This window comes from Pantoea sp. GM01 (genome assembly GCF_000282675.1).
Lineage (GTDB): Bacteria > Pseudomonadota > Gammaproteobacteria > Enterobacterales > Enterobacteriaceae > Pantoea > Pantoea nemavictus.
The window spans coordinates 130520-149996 of record NZ_AKIU01000025.1 but is presented as its reverse complement, the minus strand read 5'-3'; the positions used below and the strand labels follow the sequence as shown (position 1 = coordinate 149996).

The following is a 19477-nucleotide window of genomic DNA, read 5'->3' as shown; positions in this document are numbered from 1 at the left end:
GACTTAAGCGCGCTACACTGCCTGCCAGCTATTTTTCGAGATGAGTAAGATGGAACAAGGCTGGCAGCTTTACCTGCTCCAAACCGCCGCAGGTATGCTTTATACCGGCATCACCACGGATGTTAACCGCCGCCTGCAGCAGCATCAGCAGGGACGCGGCGCACGCTCACTGCGCGGCAAAGGTCCGCTGACGCTGGTGTTTCACTGCGACGCGGGCGATCGGGCTGCGGCGTCACGTCTGGAATACCAGGTGAAACAACTTAGCCGCGCGCAAAAGCTGCGGCTGGTTGCTCAGCAGCCGCCCTGCTTAACGACCTGGTTTAGTCGAAACGATTAAACGGTAACGCGAATTCAATCAGCCCTTCCGCGCCGACAAACGCGTCATCTGCCAGTTTGTACACCTGAAAGGCGGCTTCGCTGCCTAGCCAACGACAGTGCAAGCCATGGCGCGCAGCGGGCTCAAAGCCGAGCGGGTTATAGAACTCAGGATCGCCCAGCACCACCACGGCGCTGTAGCTGAACTCGTTGAGTGAATCCAGCCCTTCATACACCAGCTTTTTAGCAAGCCCTTGCTTGCGCACCGATTCATCCACGGCGAGCGGTGCCAAAGCGACCCAGTTACGGTCTTCACCTTGCAGGGTTACCGGACTAAACGCCGCGTAGCCCAACACCTGGCCTTCATCATCCGTGGCCACCACACCGAGAGTCAGCAAGCCATCTTCGCGCAGTTGCTGTATCAGTTCCGCTTCGGCGGCGGTAGCAAAACTGCGCTTTAACAGGCTATCGATGCCTGCTGCATCAACGCCAATTTCAGTACGAATTAACATGAGATCTCCGCGCGCGCCTCAGCGGCCTTCGCGTCCTGTTTCATTCCTGCCTCAATAAAAGCAGCGAGCTGCTGCAATCCCGTGCGTAATGGCGTGGGCATGGCATCCAGTTCAATGGCATCCATTAGGTTTTTCACCTCAAGTCCCAGCTCCGTGTCACCCTCAATCACCAGGCGGCGTTGAAAGAACAACATATCGGGATCCGCTTTGCGTGCTGCCACCAGCAACAGATCGTTGGCTTCACCGCGAAACCAGACATCAGCCTCGGTGTCGCGCGAAACGGTCAGGCGTCCTGCTTGCAGGGTAGTGATCCAGCGCAGATTCACATCGGCAATCTCAATCCCCAGATAACGCCCTTCCAGAAAGTCTAACTCACCTTCAGACAAAGCATGACGAAATTGCCAGTTTAGGAGTTGTTGCAGAATAACTTTTTTCAGCGGGAAAGGGGTAATTGAAACCGGTAAAGCCAGGAATTTTGGACCTTTTTCAACCATCAGGCCACGTAAGCGCGCAAACATTATCGACATTCCCTTCAGAAAATTTCATCTATTTTGCCACATCTGACCGGCATCGCCTCCACTGAGATCAAGGAAATCACTACCCGGTCGGACGAAAATGCTGCACTCCGCATCATCAATGGCGCTTTCACTGCCTTAAATCAACATTGCTGGCGAGTCAGTTATCTACACTCTTCGGCTTCAGAATCCGGGGAGGAAAACGTATGGAACTGCTGTGTCCAGCGGGGAATTTACCTGCGCTGAAATCGGCGGTGGAGCATGGTGCTGACGCGGTGTATGTCGGCCTGAAAGATGATACCAATGCCCGCCACTTTGCTGGCCTCAATTTTACCGACAAGAAACTGGCCGAGGCCGCGCGCTATCTGCACCAGCATCGCCGTAAGCTGCATGTAGCAATCAACACCTTTGCCCATCCTGACGGTATGAATCGCTGGCAGACGGCGATTGACGTTGCCGCGCAGAACGGTGCCGATGCGCTGATTCTGGCTGACATCGCCACGCTGGCGTACGCGGCCAAACACTATCCACAGGTTGAGCGTCATCTTTCGGTGCAGGCCTCTGCCACTAATTTGCAGGCCATCCATTTTTATCATCGGCATTTTCAACTTAGCCGCGTGGTACTGCCGCGCGTGCTTTCGATGCACCAGGTAAAACAGCTGGCGCGAGAGACGCCGGTACCGCTCGAAGTGTTCGCCTTTGGCAGCCTGTGCATTATGGCCGAAGGCCGCTGCTACCTCTCTTCCTGGCTGACCGGCGAATCGCCGAATAGCGCTGGAGCCTGCTCCCCGGCCAAATTTGTCCGCTGGCAGCAAACGCCAAAAGGGATGGAGTCGCGCCTGAACGAAGTGCTGATTGATCGATACGCACCCAACGAAAGCGCTGGCTATCCCACGCTGTGCAAAGGTCGATACGAAGTGGATAACCAGCTTTATCACGTGCTGGAAGAGCCCACCAGTTTGAATACGCTGTCGCTGCTGCCCGAGTTGCTGCGCGCCAATATCGCCTCGGTGAAAATCGAAGGGCGTCAGCGCAGTCCGGCCTATGTGGCCCAGGTGGCAAAAGTGTGGCGTCAGGCAATTGACCGCTGTATGGCCGCGCCGGAGCACTATACGGTGCAGGAACCGTGGATGCAGGCGCTGGGTGAACTGTCTGAAGGCAGCCAAACCACACTTGGTGCTTATCACCGCGACTGGCAATAAGGAGATCGCATGAAATACGCCCTTGGGCCGGTGCTGTGGTACTGGCCAACTGAAACGCTGGAAAACTTTTATCAACATGCTGCCGCAAGCAGCGCCGAGATCGTCTATCTCGGCGAAGCGGTGTGCAGTAAACGTCGCGCCACCTCATTTAATCAATGGATGGAAATCGCCCGCCTGCTGGCGCAGCACGGCAAGCAAGTGGTGCTCAGTACGCTGGCATTGCTGCAGTCGCCGTCGGAAGTGAAAGAGCTGCGTCGTTATGTCGAAAACGGCGAATTCCTGCTGGAAGCCAACGATATGGGTACGGTAAATATGGCGGCGGAGCGCCGATTGCCGTTTGTCGCGGGCCCAACGCTCAATGTGTATAACGCGCAGGCGCTGCAACTATTATTAAAAGAGGGCATGACGCGCTGGTGCATTCCGGTGGAGATGTCGCGCGACTGGCTGATTCAACTGCTGCAACAGTGCGATGCAGCAGGCGTCCGCGATAAGTTTGAGGTGGAGGTGCTCGGCTATGGCCATCTGCCGCTGGCGCTGTCGGCGCGCTGCTTTACTGCACGCGCTGAGAATCGTGCCAAAGATGACTGCCAAACCTGCTGTATTAACTACCCAACCGGGCGTCGTGTGTTGTCGCAGGAGGGCCAGCAGGTGTTTGTGCTAAACGGCATTCAAACCATGAGCGGATATTGCTACAACCTCGGCAACGATCTGAGCGGCATGCATAATTGGGTCGACATTGTGCGCCTGTCACCCCAGGGCGAAAGCACGTTGGCAGAAGTCGATAGATTTCGTGCCAATGAAGCCGGCCAGGCACCGCTGATGATGGCGCGTGGCAGTGATAGTAACGGTTATTGGCGTCGCCTGGCCGGAATGGCACTGGAAGGCGGCGGATAAAGGCACATTCCGGCTATATTCCAGCTGTTATTAGCAGTTTTAATATAGGTAACGATGAGTAATACTCACAGACGCAGGTCCGATTAAACACCTGCGCCATCCTTATTTGGAGTGCCAATGTCTGAGAAAAAAACTGTTCGCCTGTCCGTGTTGGATCTGGCCCCTATTCCACAAGGTTCATCTGCGCGCGACGCGTTCCATAACTCGCTGGCGCTGGCGCGTCAGTCTGAAGCGCTTGGTTTCCACCGCTATTGGCTGGCCGAACACCACAATATGACCGGCATTGCCAGCGCTGCCACGTCGGTACTGATTGGCTATTTAGCGGCAAACACCGAAACCCTGCGTCTTGGTTCGGGTGGCATCATGTTGCCAAACCATGCGCCGCTGGTGATCGCCGAACAGTTTGGTACCCTCGAATCGCTTTATCCTGGCCGTATCGATCTGGGATTAGGCCGCGCGCCAGGTTCGGACCAACGCACCATGCTGGCGTTGCGTCGTCATCTTTCCAGCGGCCAGGCAGATAGTTTCCCGGAAGATGTCTCTGAGCTGATTCGCTGGTTTGACGCCGAAGAAGGTGAACATCCGCCCGTCCAGCCGGTGCCAGGTTTAGGCCTGAAGATTCCGGTGTGGCTACTGGGATCCAGCCTGTACAGCGCACAACTAGCCGCTCAGCTTGGTTTGCCGTTTGCGTTTGCCTCGCACTTTGCGCCAGACCTGCTGTTCCAGGCACTGCATCTCTATCGTGAGAAATTCAAACCTTCCGCGCGTCTGGCGAAACCGTATGCGATGGTGTGCGTTAACGTCGTCGCGGCCGATAGCGAACGTGATGCGCGCTTCCTGTTTACCTCAATGCAGCAGCAGTTTATCAATCTGCGTCGTGGCAAGCCGGGTCCGCTACCCGCGCCGGTGGAGAACATGGATAATCTGTGGTCACCGTCTGAACAATATGGCGTGCAGCAAGCGCTGAGCATGTCGATTGTCGGCGACAGCGAAAAAGTACGTAACGGACTGGCAGCGCTGGTACGTGAAACTCAGGCGGATGAGATCATGGTTAACGGCCAGATTTACGACTCACAGGCACGTCTGCGCTCCTTCACACTGGCAATGGAAGCCGCGCGCTCGCTGTAACGGTTATTGCGGTGGGTTTAACCACTCCTGACCCACCGCAATTGTTCGCACATCACGCGCCGGAGACTGGCCGTGAAAACGGCTGTATTCGCGACTGAACTGCGATGCACTTTGATACCCCACCCGATAGCCCGCCGTTCCGGCATCCAGCTTCTCAATTAACATCAGGCGCCGCGCTTCATTCAGCCGCAGCTGCTTTTGATACTGCATCGGCGTCATCGCCGTCACCGCTTTGAAGTGATGATGCAACGACGAAATGCTCATTCCTACGCTGCTCGCCAGGTGATCCATTTTTAGTGGCTGATGAAAGTTTTCACGTAGCCAACGTGCTGCGCGCGCCACTTTGTTGCCTGGTCGTTCCGTCAGCGCCATGTTGAGAATGCGCGGTCCTTCTGGTCCGGTCAGCAAACGATAGAAAATTTCCTGCTCAATTAATGGCGCCAGTGCGGCTATATCCTGTGGCTGATCCACTAATTCAACCAGACGCATCACCGCATCGACCAACGGTGGCGCAACTTTATGCACGGCAATGCCGCGTTCGCTGATGGCACTGCTACCAACATGATGATGTGGAAAATGCTCAAGGTAACGCATCAGACGCGTTTCGTTGATGGTGATGCCCACGCCGAGATTCGGTTTTTCTGGCGTCGCCATTACTACGCAGGATTGCACCGGCATATCGAGCGTCACCAGCAGCAAATCGCCCGGTCCGTAATGCATCACATCATCGCCCATGCGCAGGGCTTTCTGTCCTTGCGCTACCAGCGCGAAACTGGCCCAGGTCGCAACGTGCGTCAAGCTGGTGGGCTTGGAACTGCGGCCAAATGAGAGAAAATCGATCGGGCTATTATGGCGACCATCTTCCGGCGCATGACGGGCGATAATCGCCACTAACTGCTGCCATTGCTGCTGATGAATCATGCGATATGCGCTCCGCGATAAGAAATCACTAAGCTGATATTCTCGCTTGTCGCAGGAATTACGCCTAGTCCTTGCACAGCAGATTTGCAGGATTGTGCAAAAAGCTTGCAGGATTGCGCTACCACCAAATTGTACGGGCAGCGCATGCTTTATCTTCCCCGAAATCTCAGGTGGAGAGACACGATGAAAACACTTGAAGGCAAAATTGCGCTGGTGACGGGCGCTTCGAAAGGCATTGGTGCTGCCATCGCCATGACTTTCGCGGCGGCCGGTGCTCGTGTGGTGGTCAACTATCTTCAGGATGAAGTGGGCGCCGCGGATGTGGTCACTGACATTCAGGCGCTGGGTAGTGACGCCATCGCTGTACAGGCAGATATCTCGCGCGAGGCCGATGTGCAGCGCCTGTTCGCTAGCAGCATTGAGCAGTTTGGCGCACCCGACATTGTGGTGAACAATGCCGGTATTTTTCACCACGGCGACTTCAGCGATCTCAGCATCAGCGAGATGCAACAGCAGCTGAATGTGAATCTGCTTGGCACTTTGCTGGTTTGTCAGCTGGCGGCAAAACATTTCCCGGCTCGTGGCGGTTCCATCATTAACCTCAGCGCCCTTAACAGCCAACGCAGCACGCCCGGTTCGGTGCTTTGGGCGGCAACTAAAGGCGCAATTGATACACTGACCCAGGGTCTCGCACGGGAATTGGGGCCGCGTAATATTCGCGTCAATGCGTTAGCGCCTGGCATCATTTTGACCGAAGGCTTGCTGGCAGCGAAGAAGATGCATCCAGAATTAAAAGCACAGCTGATTGCGGCAACGCCATTAGGACGCTTTGGCCTGCCAGAAGATGTGGCGCAGGTGGCGCTGTTCCTGGCTTCAGAAGAGTCAGCTTACGTTAGCGGCGAGCGCGTGCTGATTGCCGGTGGCGTGTAAAGTTTAGTTTCCACCAGCATAAAAAAAGGGACGCATCAGCGTCCCTTTTTACTCTTTAGCGTTTATCGCTTATGCGTCACGACGACGTGGTGCAGCAGCTGCACCCTCTTCACGACGTGGGCCACGACCACCTTCACGGCTGAAGCGTCCGCCTTCGCGGCCACCTTCACGACGTTCGGAGAAGCGACGTGGAGCGCCTTCGCCACGTGGTGCGCCATCACGCGGAGCACCGCTACCACGGCGTTCGCTACGCTCATGCACTGGTGCATCACCCATCAACTGCATATTCATCGGTTTGTTGAGAATACGCGTGCGAGTGAAATGCTGCAGAACTTCGCCCGGCATGCCTTTCGGCAGCTCGATAGTTGAGTGCGTGCCAAACAGCTTGATGTTACCGATATAGCGGCTGCTGATATCGCCTTCGTTAGCGATCGCGCCAACGATGTGACGAACTTCAACACCATCATCACGGCCAACTTCAATGCGGTACAGCTGCATTTCACCAACATCACGACGTTCACGACGTGGGCGATCGCCATCACGGCTGTCACGGCTTTCGCGTGGGCCGCGAGAATCACGTGAATCACGACGTTCACTACGCTCAGGACGATCGCTGAATTCACGACGCGCTGGACGCGGTGCTTCTGGTGGCAGAATCAGTGGACGTTCACCCTGAGCCATTTTCAGCAGTGCTGCGGCCAGAGTTTCGATATCCAGATCTTCGCCCGGCTGCATTTTGCTCAGCAGTGCGCGATATTGGTCCAGATCGCTGCTTTCAAGCTGCTGCTGTACTTTAGCTGCGAACTTGGCCAGACGACGCTCACCCAGCAGTTCTGCATTAGGCAGCTCAACTTCTGGAATGGTCAGCTTCATAGTACGTTCAATGTTGCGCAGCAGACGACGCTCGCGGTTCTCAACGAACAGCAATGCACGACCTGCACGACCTGCACGGCCAGTACGACCGATACGGTGAACGTAAGACTCTGCATCCATTGGGATATCAAAGTTTACAACCAGGCTGATACGCTCAACGTCCAGGCCACGTGCGGCAACGTCGGTAGCGATCAGGATGTCGAGACGACCATCTTTCAAGCGCTCCAGCGTCTGCTCACGCAGTGCCTGGTTCATGTCACCGTTCAATGCTGCACTGTTATAACCGCTACGCTCCAGCGCTTCGGCCACTTCCAGCGTGGCATTTTTGGTACGCACGAAGATAATAGCTGCATCGAAATCTTCAGCTTCCAGGAAGCGAACCAGCGCATCAGTTTTACGGCCGTAAGCGGTCCAGTAAGACTGAGAAATGTCTGGGCGCGTAGTCAGGCTTGACTGGATGCGCACTTCCTGCGGATCTTTCATGAAGCGTTTCGTAATACGACGAATCGCTTCTGGCATGGTGGCTGAGAACAGCGCGGTCTGATGACCGTCTGGAATCTGCGCCATGATGGTTTCAACGTCTTCGATGAAGCCCATACGCAGCATTTCATCAGCTTCGTCCAGTACCAGACCGCGCAGGTTAGAAAGATCTAACGTGCCGCGTTTCAGGTGATCCAGCAGACGACCAGGCGTACCCACAACGACTTGTGGTCCCTGACGCAGTGCACGCAGCTGCACGTCATAACGTTGGCCGCCGTACAGGGCTACAACGTTAATGCCACGCATGTGTTTAGAGAATTCTGTGACGGCTTCAGCAACCTGCACCGCTAATTCACGGGTAGGTGCCAGCACCAAAATTTGCGGTGCTTTAACAGTAGGATCAATGTTGTTTAGCAGCGGCAACGAGAATGCCGCGGTTTTACCACTACCGGTCTGCGCCATACCCAACACATCACGGCCAGCCAGCAGGTGAGGAATACACTCAGCCTGGATTGGAGAAGGCTTAACGTAGCCCATACCGTTCAGTGATTCGAGGATGTCGGCGTTCAGGCCAAGGTCAGCAAAAGTGGTTTGAATATCAGTCATGTAGTACACGTGCCTCTTAGATTGCGGCGGCCAGTCTACATAACTCGTCGTGAAAACTTTCAGTCATTTTCATCAAAAAGTGTGAACCGGCTCAAATTAGAAGTTTTGACGAACAGAAAAGCCCTCATCTCTGAAGATGATGACTTTACAGGTATTCAGGCAATAAAAGTTCGTCAGCTATTGCTGGTCAGATTCTGATAAATCGTCTTGTGTCTGGCCGAGTTGCGCCAGTTCCAACAATGCGTATCGGTGTTCAACAAAGTTGTTTACGTTGTTGGCCACCGCCAGTTTGAACAACGCTTTCGCGTCGTCCTTCTCCCCCAGACTTAGGTAGTACTTACCTAAATAGAAGTTGGTTTCACTGAGATGTTCAGCGAGCGAGGTGTTATCCGTTGCGTCCGCCTTGAGACGTTCCATCAATGTTTTTTCACTGATGTCGCCAAGGTAGAACTCGACAATATTCCATCCCCATTGGTCCCGGACCGCTTTGTCATGACGCTGTCTCAGCGTAACTTTTGCCTTGTCGGCGTCCATTTCGCTTTCAACGAGATAGAGCCAAAGGCTGCGGAAAGGATCGTTAGGATCGTCTTGATAAAACGCCAGCAGATCATCTTGCGCTAACTTGTATCGACCGCCGTAATAGAGGGCGATACCACGGTTTAAATGCGCATAGTTGTAAGTTGGATCAAGCTCAAGTACAGAATCAAACGCTTCATAGGCAGCATCAAAGTTGCCTGCCTGCGTTAAGTATATACCGAGATAATTAAATACCTCAGGCATATCTGGTCTTATAGACAGCGCTTGCGAAAAATCGTTCCGCGCTAATGCCCTCAGACCCAAACTATCATACAACACTCCGCGCTCATATAATAGCTGTGCGCGTTCATCATCGGTCAGGGCACGACTGGCAAGAATTTGTTCCATGCGTGCCAGGATCACCTCTTGCTGCAGTGTGGGCTGCAAAGGTACTGCCAGAACTTCGTTCTTACGCCAATTGGAGTTGCTGCATCCTGCCAGCGTGATAGCTGTCGCAACAAAACACCAGCGCAAAAAAGGCTTCATTTCCCACTCCCGAATACAAACATTGGGACAACCATCCTGTCATCCTCCTGCTGTGCACAAGGATTCCCGCCCTCGCGATGATCTAAATACCTCTCCCCACAGAGCAGGGAGAGGCCAATCGGTAAACGCTTACTCGGCGTCAGATGCATCAGTTGCAGCGGTAGCAACTTCTTCCGCTGGTTTCTGCTCTGTCGCTTCTTTGATGCTCAGGCGTACACGGCCCTGACGGTCCACTTCCATCACTTTAACTGGAACTTCCTGGCCCATCTGCAGATAGTCGGTCACTTTCTCTACGCGCTTGTCAGCGATCTGAGAAATGTGAACCAAACCTTCTTTACCGCCGCCGATTGCCACGAAGGCACCGAAATCAACGATACGTGTCACTTTGCCTGAGTAAACGCGGCCCACTTCGATCTCAGCAGTAATCTCTTCGATGCGACGAATGGCTTCTTTAGCTTTCAGGCTATCAGTTGCAGCGATCTTCACGGTGCCATCATCTTCAATTTCGATGGTGGTGCCGGTTTCTTCGGTCAGCGCACGGATTACCGAGCCGCCTTTACCGATGACATCTTTGATCTTGTCTGAACTGATTTTGATGGTGTAAATACGCGGCGCGAATTCAGAGATTTCCTGACGCGGCGTGCTGATTGCCTGTTCCATCACGCTCAGGATATGCAGACGTGCACCCTTAGCTTGATTCAGGGCAACCTGCATGATTTCACGGGTGATACCTTCGATTTTGATATCCATCTGCAGTGCAGTGATACCGTCGCGGCTACCTGCAACTTTGAAGTCCATGTCGCCGAGGTGATCTTCATCACCCAGAATGTCTGACAGAACAACAAAATTGTCCGCTTCTTTAACCAGACCCATCGCAATACCGGCAACGGCTGCTTTGATCGGTACGCCTGCATCCATCAGTGCCAGAGAAGCACCACATACGGAAGCCATTGAAGAAGAACCGTTAGATTCGGTGATTTCTGACACCACACGTACGGTGTATGGGAAATCAGCTTGCTTAGGCATCACTGCCAGCACGCCACGCTTAGCCAAACGACCATGACCAATCTCACGACGCTTTGGAGAGCCCACCATGCCGGTTTCGCCCACGCAGTATGGAGGGAAATTGTAGTGGAACAGGAAGCTATCGGTACGCTCGCCCATCAACTCATCCAGGTTCTGCGCATCACGTGCGGTACCCAGGGTCGCGGTAACCAGCGCCTGCGTTTCACCACGGGTGAACAGTGAAGAACCGTGCGTGCGTGGCAGTACGCCAGTGCGCACGTCGAGGCCACGAATCATATCTTTTTCACGACCATCGATACGCGGTTCGCCACGGATAATACGGCTACGAACAACGCTCTTCTCAAGGTCATGCACGATGTCAGCGATATCGCCAGCATCCAAAGTTTCATCTTCAGCCTGCAGAGCGGCGATAGTGGCATCTTTAACGGCGCCAACCTGCGTGTAACGCTCTTGCTTATCAGTGATGCGATACGCATCGCTGATGCCCGCTTCCGCCAGGGCAGTAACGCGTGCAATCAGTGCATCGTTAGTTGGCAGTGGCTGCCAATCCCAGCGTGGTTTACCCGCTTCGGCAACCAGCGCATTGATGTTTTCGATAACGATCTGCTGCTGCTCGTGGCCAAATACTACGGCGCCCAGCATCTGCTCTTCGGTCAGAATGTCAGCTTCAGATTCAACCATCAGCACCGCGTTCTGAGTACCAGCAACCACCAGGTTCAGACGAGATTCGTTGATTTCATCTGCAGTTGGGTTCAGTACGTATTGGTCATTGATATAACCTACGCGCGCTGCGCCAATTGGACCATTGAACGGCAGGCCAGACAAAGCCAGCGCTGCAGATGCACCGATCATTGCAACGATGTCCGGGTTAACTTGTGGGTTAACAGACACAACGGTCGCAATTACCTGAACTTCGTTAATGAAGCCTTCCGGGAACAGCGGACGTACTGGACGGTCAATCAGACGTGAGATCAGGGTTTCGCCTTCGCTTGGACGGCCTTCACGACGGAAGAAGCTACCCGGGATACGACCAGCAGCGTAAGTACGCTCCTGATAGTTAACCGTCAGCGGGAAGAAGTCCTGACCTGGTTTAGTTTTTTTCTGGCCAACAACAGTCACGAATACAGCAGTGTCATCCATGCTCACCATAACTGCCGCGGTGGCCTGGCGCGCCATCATACCGGTTTCCAGCGTGACGGTATGCTGACCATATTGGAATTTGCGTACGATCGGGTTCAGCAAAATTTAAGTCCTTAAATTCGAGGGGCGCAGCCCATTCTGGCGCGCCGGGGATTACCGATCTTCAGTTGCATCCTCGCGACTAATGACAATCTTAACCACCCATGCGGTCAAGCCTCTCATTAGCCGCGCGAACCTCTGCAATCAAAGATCACTCTCTGCAACAATACATGAGTTTGGTCCGGATTGCTGCGGATTGCTCGAAAAAAGGGGCCATAAAGGCCCCCTTTTCGCGAAACTCGCACAAATCTGATCGTCAGATGCGTTTTTTTGCATAGTGCATGCGCTACACCCTTGATCAGATTCTTCAGACTTAGCGACGCAGACCCAGGCTTTCGATCAGACCGGTGTAACGTGCAACATCTTTACGCTTCAGGTAGTCCAGCAGCTTACGACGCTGAGATACCATGCGCAGCAGACCGCGGCGGCTGTGGTGATCTTTCTTGTGCTCAGAGAAGTGACCCTGCAGGTGGTTAATCTGAGCAGTCAGCAGAGCAACCTGAACTTCAGTTGAACCGCTGTCGTTGGTACCACGACCGTATTTAGCAACGATCTCTGCTTTAGCTTCTACGCTTAGAGACATAATAAACTCCAGTAATAAATGAATGTATGGGTGCCGATCTCTAATTCAGCAGCCCGCTTTTAAAGCCGCGCCATTCTACTCTTCGCCTGATAGCAACGCAAATGCGCCGTTACGTCAGATTTGAGTCGCTTGATTATGCAGGAAATTCTACCACCAGACGACGCGGCGCCACGCGCCCGTCATCAGCGATTTCGGCCATACCAATGAATTTGTGCTCATCACCTTCGGTCACACGCACCAATCCCTGTTCCGGCGCATCAGCCACCTGAACTGGCATACCTTGTTTGAAATAAGCCGCCACGGCAGGCAGTAAATTCACGATAGGGAACTCTTCTGCCGGGCTGTCCATCGGTAACAATAACGCATCAAGCGCGCTGTAATCCGGTGTTTCCGCCATATTGACGGTGGCCGCCACTTCCTGAAGCTGCTCCAGCGTCACCATTTTTTCGATTGGATAACGTGCCACCTGCAGACGACGCAGCATGATAACGTGCGCGCCACAGCCCAGCCGCTCACCGAGATCGTCGATGATAGTGCGAATGTAAGTGCCTTTGGAGACGTGAATCTCTAGCTCCAGCTCATCCCCTTCCCAGCGAATAAACTGCAGTTCGAACACTTTAATCGGACGCGCTTCTCGCGGCACGGTAATGCCTTCACGCGCGTACTCATACAGCTTACGCCCCTGATACTTCAGCGCGGAGAACATGGTCGGCACCTGCATGGTGTCACCACGAAAGTACTCCAGCGCCGCATCCAGCTCAGCCTGATTGAAAGTAATCTCACGCGTTTCAACAATATTGCCATCGGCATCTGACGTATCGGTGCGTTCACCGAGACGAGCTATCACGCGATAACGTTTGTCAGAATCCAGCAGATATTGCGAAAACTTAGTGGCTTCGCCGAGGCACACCGGCAGCATGCCGGTTGCCAGCGGATCGAGTGCGCCGGTGTGGCCCGCTTTATTCGCATTGAACAGACGTTTTACTTTCTGCAGCACATCATTGGAGGATGCGCCTTGATGCTTATCCAGCAGAAACACACCGTGGACGTCGCGACCGCGACGACGAGGACGACTCATTAGTCCTCCTTGTCATCTTCCGCCGGGCTATCGCCACGACGCTCAACATCGCTCTTGATAACGTTGCTGACCAGATTCGACATACGCATACCTTCGATCAGCGAGTTGTCGTAGAAGAAGGTCAGTTCCGGCACGATACGTAAGCGCATCGCTTTACCTACCAGCGTGCGGATATAGCCAGAGGCTTCTTTCAGCGCCTTCAGGCCGTTTTGTACCGCTTCTTCATCTTTGTCATTCAGAAAGGTCACAAACACCTTGGCATAAGCCAGATCGCGGGACACTTCTACGCCCGAAACCGTCACCATCATACCGAGACGCGGATCTTTAATTTCGCGCTGCAGGATGATTGCAATCTCTTTCTGCAACTCCTGGGAAACGCGCTGTGGGCGGCCAAATTCTTTTGCCATTATTCTTTCTCCCAAATAATTCGGGAGGCCAGAGGCCTCCCAAATTGCAACACATCAAATGATGATCAATCGATGGTGCGTTTAATTTCAATCACTTCGAAGACTTCGATCATATCGCCAACGCGAACGTCGTTGTAGTTCTTCACGCCGATACCACATTCCATGCCGTTACGAACTTCGTTAACGTCATCTTTGAAGCGACGCAGAGATTCCAGCTCGCCTTCATAGATAACCACGTTGTCACGCAGTACACGGATTGGGTTATGACGTTTGATGTTACCTTCGGTAACCATACAGCCCGCGATAGCACCAAACTTCGGTGATTTGAACACGTCACGCACCGCAGCCAGACCGATAATCTGCTGTTTGAACTCAGGTGCCAGCATACCGCTCATTGCTGCTTTCACTTCGTCGATCAGATTATAGATGACAGAGTAGTAACGCAGGTCAACGTTTTCAGAATCAATGACGCGGCGAGCAGATGCATCAGCACGTACGTTGAAGCCGAGGATGATCGCGTTGGAAGCTGCAGCCAGCGTTGCGTCGGTTTCGGTGATTCCACCTACACCCGAACCGATAATCCGCACTTTCACTTCGTCGGTAGAGAGTTTCAGCAGGGAATCGGAGATCGCTTCCACAGAACCCTGTACGTCAGATTTCAGCACGATGTTCAGCTCAGACACTTCACCTTCGGTCATGTTGGCGAACATATTCTCCAACTTAGACTTCTGCTGACGCGCCAGCTTAACTTCACGGAATTTGCCCTGACGATACAGTGCAACTTCACGTGCTTTCTTCTCGTCACGTACCACGGTCGCTTCATCACCCGCTGCCGGCACACCGGACAGACCGAGGATTTCCACTGGAATGGATGGACCCGCTTCAAACACTTCGCGACCCAATTCATCACGCATCGCACGAACACGGCCATATTCGAAGCCGCACAGCACGATATCGCCTTTATTGAGCGTACCTTCACGTACCAGCACGGTAGCAACCGGACCACGACCTTTGTCGAGGAACGATTCAATCACCACGCCGCTCGCCATACCTTCACGGATTGCAGACAGTTCCAGGACTTCAGCTTGCAGCAGAATCGCATTCAGCAGGTCGTCGATACCGGTACCGGCTTTCGCAGAGACGTTAACGAACATGTTCTCACCGCCCCACTCTTCCGGCAGGATGCCGTATTGGGTCAGTTCATTCTTAACGCGATCTGGATCTGCATCAGGCTTATCAACTTTGTTGACTGCAACAACCACTGGCACACCGGCTGCTTTCGCATGCTGGATAGCTTCGACGGTCTGAGGCATCACGCCGTCATCAGCCGCAACCACAAGGATAACGATATCCGTTGCCTGCGCACCACGTGCACGCATTGCGGTAAACGCGGCGTGGCCCGGGGTGTCGAGGAAGGTGATCATACCGTTGTCAGTTTCAACGTGGTATGCACCGATATGCTGGGTAATACCGCCTGCTTCGCCTGAAGCCACTTTCGTAGAACGAATGTAGTCAAGCAGAGAGGTTTTACCGTGGTCAACGTGGCCCATGATGGTCACGACTGGCGCGCGGCTTTCCTGCGCAGCATCGGTATCACGATCGTCCATTACCGCTTCTTCCAGCTCATTCTCGCGGCGCAGGATCACTTTGTGGCCCATCTCTTCCGCGACCATCTGAGCGGTTTCTTGATCGATAACCTGGTTGATGGTCGCCATTGCGCCCATCTTCATCATCGCCTTAACGACCAGAGAACCTTTGATTGCCATTTTATTGGCCAGTTCAGCAACGGTGATGGTTTCACCGATGACAACATCACGGTTCACAGCCTGAGCTGGCTTGTTGAAGCCTTGCTGCAGGGTGCTTGGCTTACGATGCTTACCGCCTTTGCCGCCACGTACCTGAGCACGAGCTTCTTCACGATCGGTTTTGGCTTCAGAGTGCTTGTTGCCTTTTTTCACCGGGCGAGCAGCTTTGGTGGTGCGAGCACGTGCACGGCCAGCTTCAACCTGGCGATCGTTCTCGTCTTCTGCCTGACGGGCATGAGTAGAGGTAGTGACGTGATAGTCGCCTTTATCCTCTTCTTCAGGTTTTGCCCATTCAGCGCCTTTTTCTTCAGCCAGGCGGCGGGCTTCTTCGGCCACGCGGCGCGCATCTTCTTCCAGCTTACGGCGAGCTTCTTCTTCTGCTTTACGTTTCAGTTCGGCAGCTTCTGCTTCACGACGGGCTTTATCAGACTGCGCAGCCTTGGCTACTACGTCGGTAGGTTGATTAGTCAATTTCTCTTTTTCCGCTGCTTCACGTTTGGCCTTGTCAGCGGCTTCGCGCTTGGCTTTATCTTCGGCTTCACGTTGCGCTTTCTGTTCAGCTTCGCGACGGGCTTGTTCTTCCGCCTCGCGACGCGCCTGCTCTTCCGCTTCACGCTGCGCCTCGGCTTCCGCTTCTGCCTGAGCTTGCTCAGACTCTGCGTCGCCTTTCACGTATGTGCGCTTTTTGCGGACTTCGATTTGTACCGACTTACTTTTACCCCCGGTGACGGGAATATTCAAGGTGCTGCGCGTCTTGCGCTGCAAAGTCAGCTTGCTTGAACCGGTCTGACCGTGCTCACGATTCAGGTGAGACAGTAAGGTTTCTTTCTCTTGCTGGGACACCGCATCATTTTCAGACTTACGGATCCCTGCATCAGCAAATTGCTGTACCAGGCGATCGACCGGGGTCTGAATTTCGGCGGCCAGCGATTTTACGGTTACATCTGTCATGCTGTTCCTTCCTGTTATTACGCGTCATCGCCGAACCAGCAGATATTACGTGCAGCCATAATCAGCGCACCGGCCTTCTCATCATCCAGCCCTTCAATATCTGTCAGATCGTCAACACCTTGCTCAGCGAGATCTTCCAGCGTGCAAACGCCTTTCGACGCCAGGCGATACGCCAGCGCACGATCCAAGCCCTCAAGATTCAGAAGATCCTCAGCGGGCTCCTGATTACCAAGGCTCTCTTCTTTCGCTAATGCCAGGGTAGTTAACGCATTTTTTGCTCGTTCACGCAGGGCTTCAATGGTCTCTTCATCGAGGCCGTCGATTTCCAGCAGCTCGTTGATTGGCACATAAGCCAATTCTTCCAGCGAAGAGAAGCCCTCTTCCACCAGAATGGTGGCGAACTCTTCGTCGATGTCGAGATGTTTGGTGAACATATCGATTGCTGCATGGGCTTCAGCTTGGTGCTTAGCCTGCAGATCATCGACGGTCATCACGTTCAGTTCCCAACCGCTCAGTTGGGAAGCCAGACGCACGTTTTGGCCGTTACGACCGATCGCCTGAGCCAGATTGCCGGCTTCAACAGCGATATCCATGGTGTGATTGTCTTCGTCCACCACAATTGACGCCACATCAGCAGGCGCCATAGCGTTGATAACGAACTGCGCCGGGTTGTCGTCCCACAGCACAATATCGATACGCTCGCCACCCAGCTCGCTTGAAACCGCCTGCACACGCGCACCGCGCATACCGACGCAAGCGCCTACTGGATCAATACGTTTATCGTTGGTTTTCACTGCGATTTTGGCGCGTGAACCCGGATCGCGCGCTGCCGCTTTGATCTCGATAACTTCTTCGCCAATTTCTGGCACCTCAATGCGGAACAACTCAATCAGCATTTCCGGCTTAGAACGCGTGACGAACAGCTGTGCGCCACGTGCTTCAGGGCGAACGGCGTACAGCACGCCGCGGATGCGGTCGCCTGGACGGAAGTTTTCACGCGGCAGCATGTCTTCACGCCCAATCACCGCTTCGGCATTGCTACCGAGGTCCAGTGAAATGTTGTCGCGGTTCACTTTCTTCACCACGCCAGTGATGATTTCGCCTTCGTGTTGACGGAACTGATCAACCACCATTGCGCGCTCAGCTTCACGTACTTTTTGTACGATAACCTGCTTAGCAGTCTGGGTGGTGATACGGTCGAAGGTGACAGATTCAATCTGATCTTCGACAAATTCGCCCAGATTGAACGCTTCGTCTTCATAACGGGCTGCATCCAGCGTGATCTCGCGAGTCGGCTGCGTGACTTCTTCAACAATCTGCCAGCGACGGAAGGTGTCGAAATCGCCGCTGCGACGGTCAATGCTGACTCGCACTTCGATCTCTTGCTCATACTTCTTTTTGGTCGCAGTGGCCAAAGCGCTCTCCAGCGCTTCGAAGATTTTCTCACGCGGCAGGGCTTTTTCGTTAGAAACGGCTTCTACTACAGCTAAGATCTCTTTGTTCATCCTGGTTAGCCTCAATCCGGACTTTTAAAAGTGGGGGACCAGGTTCGCTTTCTGAATGTTGCTCAGCGCGAACACTTCATCGTTACCCTCAACGGTCACCGTGATCATCTCACCTTCTACAGACTTGATGATACCCTGCCATTTACGGCGGTTTTGTACGGCCATGCGTAGTACCAGGCTCACCTCGTCACCGGCAAAACGTGCATAGTGTTCAGCAGTGAAAAGAGGACGTTCGAGACCCGGCGAGGAAACTTCAAGGTTGTAAGCCACGGTAATTGGATCTTCCACATCCATTACTGCGCTGACCTGGTGGCTAACATCGGCGCAATCATCAACATTGATACCCTCTTCACTATCAATATAGATGCGCAATGTTGATGTGCGACCACGAATAAACTCGATACCGACTAATTCGTAGCCAAGCGCTTCTACTGGAGCAGAGATCAACTCTGTCAATTTTTGCTCTAATGTGGACAAGCCCACCCCCAAGACATAAAAAAAGGGCCTATAGCCCAGTGTGTCGATTTCCTGATAACAAAAAACCCCGAATATTCGGGGCTTTTTGTGACTGGACCCTGTACGCCGCATAGCGGCTTCGGAGCACAATCCAAAAGAATTTTTTTCAAAATCACTGATGAGTGCGTCCGTCGATGCATACAGTATATTTGAAAAAGAACTCTAAGGGAAAGTGGTTGCGGGGGCCGGATTTGAACCGACGACCTTCGGGTTATGAGCCCGACGAGCTACCAGGCTGCTCCACCCCGCGTCCGAAAACGTGGCGAATAATACGCCGGCCTTGCAAAAAATGCAAGTTTTACTGAGATTTGGTACCGAGGACGGGACTTGAACCCGTAAGCCCTTTCGAGCACTACCACCTCAAGGTAGCGTGTCTACCAATTTCACCACCTCGGTACATCACTAGACTGCGACGCTATTTTGTCGCACTACAGCGTTGACGATCTTACTGCGGGATATCATTGCCCGGCGTTGCCGGTTTAGCTGGCTGAGTCTGCTGTTCAGACTGCGCCGGCGCAGTGAGGTTATCCCACTCACTTCCTTTGGCTGTTTTATTACTGTTCAGATTACCCAGAACCAGGCTGATGATGAAGAACAGCGTAGCCAGTACCGCGGTCATACGAGTCATAAAGTTGCCTGACCCATTAGAACCGAACAGCGTACCAGAAGCGCCTGCACCGAATGAGGCTCCCATATCAGCGCCTTTGCCTTGCTGCAGCATGATCAAACCTACGAGGCCAATCGCTACAATAAGGAAAACAACTAACAGAGCTTCGTACATAATCAACCTGTTTCCTTGCGCGTTATCTGCACAGTTAAAGCTTCAACCAATATCGATGGGGAGTCTCGTCATCACCCATCAGAAGCGGGTGTGAATACTAACCAATGGCACATACCTCTGCAAGTGCAATTTTCACCATCGCTTTCGA

19 protein-coding genes and 2 tRNA genes are annotated in these 19477 nt (G+C 53.5%); 5 read left to right on the top strand and 16 right to left on the bottom strand.

Annotated elements, in window-relative coordinates:
• Positions 1-49: 49 nt before the first annotated feature.
• Entirely contained in the window at positions 50-337 is a 288-nt protein-coding gene (locus PMI17_RS04905; RefSeq protein ID WP_007886710.1) for a GIY-YIG nuclease family protein, read from the top strand.
• Here PMI17_RS04905 and PMI17_RS04900 read toward each other — a convergent pair.
• Together PMI17_RS04900 and PMI17_RS04895 are read right to left on the bottom strand one after the other, a co-directional pair.
• Positions 321-827 carry a GNAT family N-acetyltransferase gene (locus PMI17_RS04900; RefSeq protein ID WP_007886708.1) on the bottom strand — a complete coding sequence of 169 codons (507 nt, stop codon included), beginning with the start codon at positions 825-827 and terminating at the stop codon, positions 321-323. The genes PMI17_RS04905 and PMI17_RS04900 overlap by 17 nt on opposite strands.
• On the bottom strand, positions 821-1345 hold the full coding sequence (locus tag PMI17_RS04895) for an SCP2 domain-containing protein (RefSeq protein ID WP_007886707.1): 525 nt from the start codon (positions 1343-1345) through the stop codon (positions 821-823). Before PMI17_RS04895 ends, PMI17_RS04900 begins: the two co-directional genes overlap by 7 nt.
• A gap of 203 nt (positions 1346-1548) precedes the next feature.
• Here PMI17_RS04895 and PMI17_RS04890 point away from each other — a divergent pair, with 203 nt between their 5' ends.
• The 3 genes from PMI17_RS04890 to PMI17_RS04880 all read left to right on the top strand — a co-directional run bounded on the left by PMI17_RS04890 (position 1549) and on the right by PMI17_RS04880 (position 4566).
• Positions 1549-2544, top strand: a complete 996-nt coding sequence (locus PMI17_RS04890; RefSeq protein WP_007886705.1) for a peptidase U32 family protein — start codon at positions 1549-1551, stop codon at positions 2542-2544.
• Positions 2545-2553: 9 nt separating this feature from the next.
• Positions 2554-3438 (top strand): U32 family peptidase, encoded by an 885-nt coding sequence (locus PMI17_RS04885; protein WP_007886703.1) that lies wholly within the window; start codon positions 2554-2556, stop codon positions 3436-3438.
• Between the two features lie 117 nt (positions 3439-3555).
• The gene (locus PMI17_RS04880) at positions 3556-4566 is read left to right on the top strand and encodes an LLM class flavin-dependent oxidoreductase (RefSeq protein ID WP_007886701.1); all 1011 of its coding nucleotides are present in this window, start codon (positions 3556-3558) and stop codon (positions 4564-4566) included.
• A gap of 3 nt (positions 4567-4569) precedes the next feature.
• On the opposite strand, the gene PMI17_RS04875 is transcribed toward PMI17_RS04880, so the two are convergent.
• Positions 4570-5487 (bottom strand): AraC family transcriptional regulator, encoded by a 918-nt coding sequence (locus tag PMI17_RS04875; RefSeq protein ID WP_007886700.1) that lies wholly within the window; start codon positions 5485-5487, stop codon positions 4570-4572.
• A 183-nt stretch (positions 5488-5670) separates the two neighbouring features.
• Here PMI17_RS04875 and PMI17_RS04870 point away from each other — a divergent pair, with 183 nt between their 5' ends.
• Complete coding sequence (locus tag PMI17_RS04870; RefSeq protein ID WP_007886699.1) at positions 5671-6417, top strand: SDR family NAD(P)-dependent oxidoreductase; 747 nt, start codon at positions 5671-5673, stop codon at positions 6415-6417.
• A 69-nt stretch (positions 6418-6486) separates the two neighbouring features.
• On the opposite strand, the gene PMI17_RS04865 is transcribed toward PMI17_RS04870, so the two are convergent.
• From PMI17_RS04865 to secG, 13 genes are all read right to left on the bottom strand, one after another.
• Complete coding sequence (locus tag PMI17_RS04865) at positions 6487-8376, bottom strand: DEAD/DEAH family ATP-dependent RNA helicase (RefSeq protein ID WP_007886698.1); 1890 nt, start codon at positions 8374-8376, stop codon at positions 6487-6489.
• 16 nt (positions 8377-8392) lie between these two features.
• Positions 8393-8449 carry a protein YrbN gene (yrbN, locus tag PMI17_RS25840; protein WP_098053093.1) on the bottom strand — a complete coding sequence of 19 codons (57 nt, stop codon included), beginning with the start codon at positions 8447-8449 and terminating at the stop codon, positions 8393-8395.
• Positions 8450-8553: 104 nt separating this feature from the next.
• Entirely contained in the window at positions 8554-9438 is an 885-nt protein-coding gene (nlpI, locus tag PMI17_RS04860) for a lipoprotein NlpI (protein ID WP_007886697.1), read from the bottom strand.
• A 129-nt stretch (positions 9439-9567) separates the two neighbouring features.
• Positions 9568-11706 carry a polyribonucleotide nucleotidyltransferase gene (gene pnp, locus PMI17_RS04855; protein ID WP_007886696.1) on the bottom strand — a complete coding sequence of 713 codons (2139 nt, stop codon included), beginning with the start codon at positions 11704-11706 and terminating at the stop codon, positions 9568-9570.
• A 310-nt stretch (positions 11707-12016) separates the two neighbouring features.
• Positions 12017-12286, bottom strand: a complete 270-nt coding sequence (gene rpsO / locus PMI17_RS04850; RefSeq protein WP_036620269.1) for a 30S ribosomal protein S15 — start codon at positions 12284-12286, stop codon at positions 12017-12019.
• Between the two features lie 133 nt (positions 12287-12419).
• The gene (truB, locus tag PMI17_RS04845; RefSeq protein WP_007886695.1) at positions 12420-13364 is read right to left on the bottom strand and encodes a tRNA pseudouridine(55) synthase TruB; all 945 of its coding nucleotides are present in this window, start codon (positions 13362-13364) and stop codon (positions 12420-12422) included.
• Positions 13364-13771 (bottom strand): 30S ribosome-binding factor RbfA, encoded by a 408-nt coding sequence (gene rbfA / locus PMI17_RS04840; RefSeq protein ID WP_007886693.1) that lies wholly within the window; start codon positions 13769-13771, stop codon positions 13364-13366. Before rbfA ends, truB begins: the two co-directional genes overlap by 1 nt.
• A 65-nt stretch (positions 13772-13836) precedes the next feature.
• Positions 13837-16527, bottom strand: a complete 2691-nt coding sequence (gene infB / locus PMI17_RS04835) for a translation initiation factor IF-2 (protein WP_007886692.1) — start codon at positions 16525-16527, stop codon at positions 13837-13839.
• Positions 16528-16544: 17 nt separating this feature from the next.
• On the bottom strand, positions 16545-18032 hold the full coding sequence (gene nusA, locus PMI17_RS04830; protein WP_007886691.1) for a transcription termination factor NusA: 1488 nt from the start codon (positions 18030-18032) through the stop codon (positions 16545-16547).
• 24 nt (positions 18033-18056) lie between these two features.
• Positions 18057-18509: a ribosome maturation factor RimP gene (rimP, locus tag PMI17_RS04825; RefSeq protein ID WP_036620302.1), complete on the bottom strand. Its 453-nt coding sequence runs from the start codon at positions 18507-18509 to the stop codon at positions 18057-18059.
• Positions 18510-18721: 212 nt separating this feature from the next.
• Positions 18722-18798, bottom strand: a tRNA-Met gene (locus tag PMI17_RS04820).
• 59 nt (positions 18799-18857) lie between these two features.
• Positions 18858-18944: transfer RNA gene (locus tag PMI17_RS04815), tRNA-Leu, on the bottom strand.
• 49 nt (positions 18945-18993) lie between these two features.
• Complete coding sequence (gene secG / locus PMI17_RS04810; RefSeq protein WP_007886689.1) at positions 18994-19329, bottom strand: preprotein translocase subunit SecG; 336 nt, start codon at positions 19327-19329, stop codon at positions 18994-18996.
• Between the last annotated feature and the right edge of the window lie 148 nt (positions 19330-19477).

Bases quoted from the DNA above. Each gene is read 5' to 3' on its own strand.
- PMI17_RS04905 (WP_007886710.1), top strand. From the start codon at position 50: ATGGAACAAGGCTGGCAGCTTTACCTGCTCCAAACCGCCGCAGGTATG.
- PMI17_RS04900 (WP_007886708.1), bottom strand. From the start codon at position 827: ATGTTAATTCGTACTGAAATTGGCGTTGATGCAGCAGGCATCGATAGC.
- PMI17_RS04895 (WP_007886707.1), bottom strand. From the start codon at position 1,345: ATGTTTGCGCGCTTACGTGGCCTGATGGTTGAAAAAGGTCCAAAATTC.
- PMI17_RS04890 (WP_007886705.1), top strand. From the start codon at position 1,549: ATGGAACTGCTGTGTCCAGCGGGGAATTTACCTGCGCTGAAATCGGCG.
- PMI17_RS04885 (WP_007886703.1), top strand. From the start codon at position 2,554: ATGAAATACGCCCTTGGGCCGGTGCTGTGGTACTGGCCAACTGAAACG.
- PMI17_RS04880 (WP_007886701.1), top strand. From the start codon at position 3,556: ATGTCTGAGAAAAAAACTGTTCGCCTGTCCGTGTTGGATCTGGCCCCT.
- PMI17_RS04875 (WP_007886700.1), bottom strand. From the start codon at position 5,487: ATGATTCATCAGCAGCAATGGCAGCAGTTAGTGGCGATTATCGCCCGT.
- PMI17_RS04870 (WP_007886699.1), top strand. From the start codon at position 5,671: ATGAAAACACTTGAAGGCAAAATTGCGCTGGTGACGGGCGCTTCGAAA.
- PMI17_RS04865 (WP_007886698.1), bottom strand. From the start codon at position 8,376: ATGACTGATATTCAAACCACTTTTGCTGACCTTGGCCTGAACGCCGAC.
- nlpI (WP_007886697.1), bottom strand. From the start codon at position 9,438: ATGAAGCCTTTTTTGCGCTGGTGTTTTGTTGCGACAGCTATCACGCTG.
- rpsO (WP_036620269.1), bottom strand. From the start codon at position 12,286: ATGTCTCTAAGCGTAGAAGCTAAAGCAGAGATCGTTGCTAAATACGGT.
- truB (WP_007886695.1), bottom strand. From the start codon at position 13,364: ATGAGTCGTCCTCGTCGTCGCGGTCGCGACGTCCACGGTGTGTTTCTG.
- rbfA (WP_007886693.1), bottom strand. From the start codon at position 13,771: ATGGCAAAAGAATTTGGCCGCCCACAGCGCGTTTCCCAGGAGTTGCAG.
- infB (WP_007886692.1), bottom strand. From the start codon at position 16,527: ATGACAGATGTAACCGTAAAATCGCTGGCCGCCGAAATTCAGACCCCG.
- nusA (WP_007886691.1), bottom strand. From the start codon at position 18,032: ATGAACAAAGAGATCTTAGCTGTAGTAGAAGCCGTTTCTAACGAAAAA.
- secG (WP_007886689.1), bottom strand. From the start codon at position 19,329: ATGTACGAAGCTCTGTTAGTTGTTTTCCTTATTGTAGCGATTGGCCTC.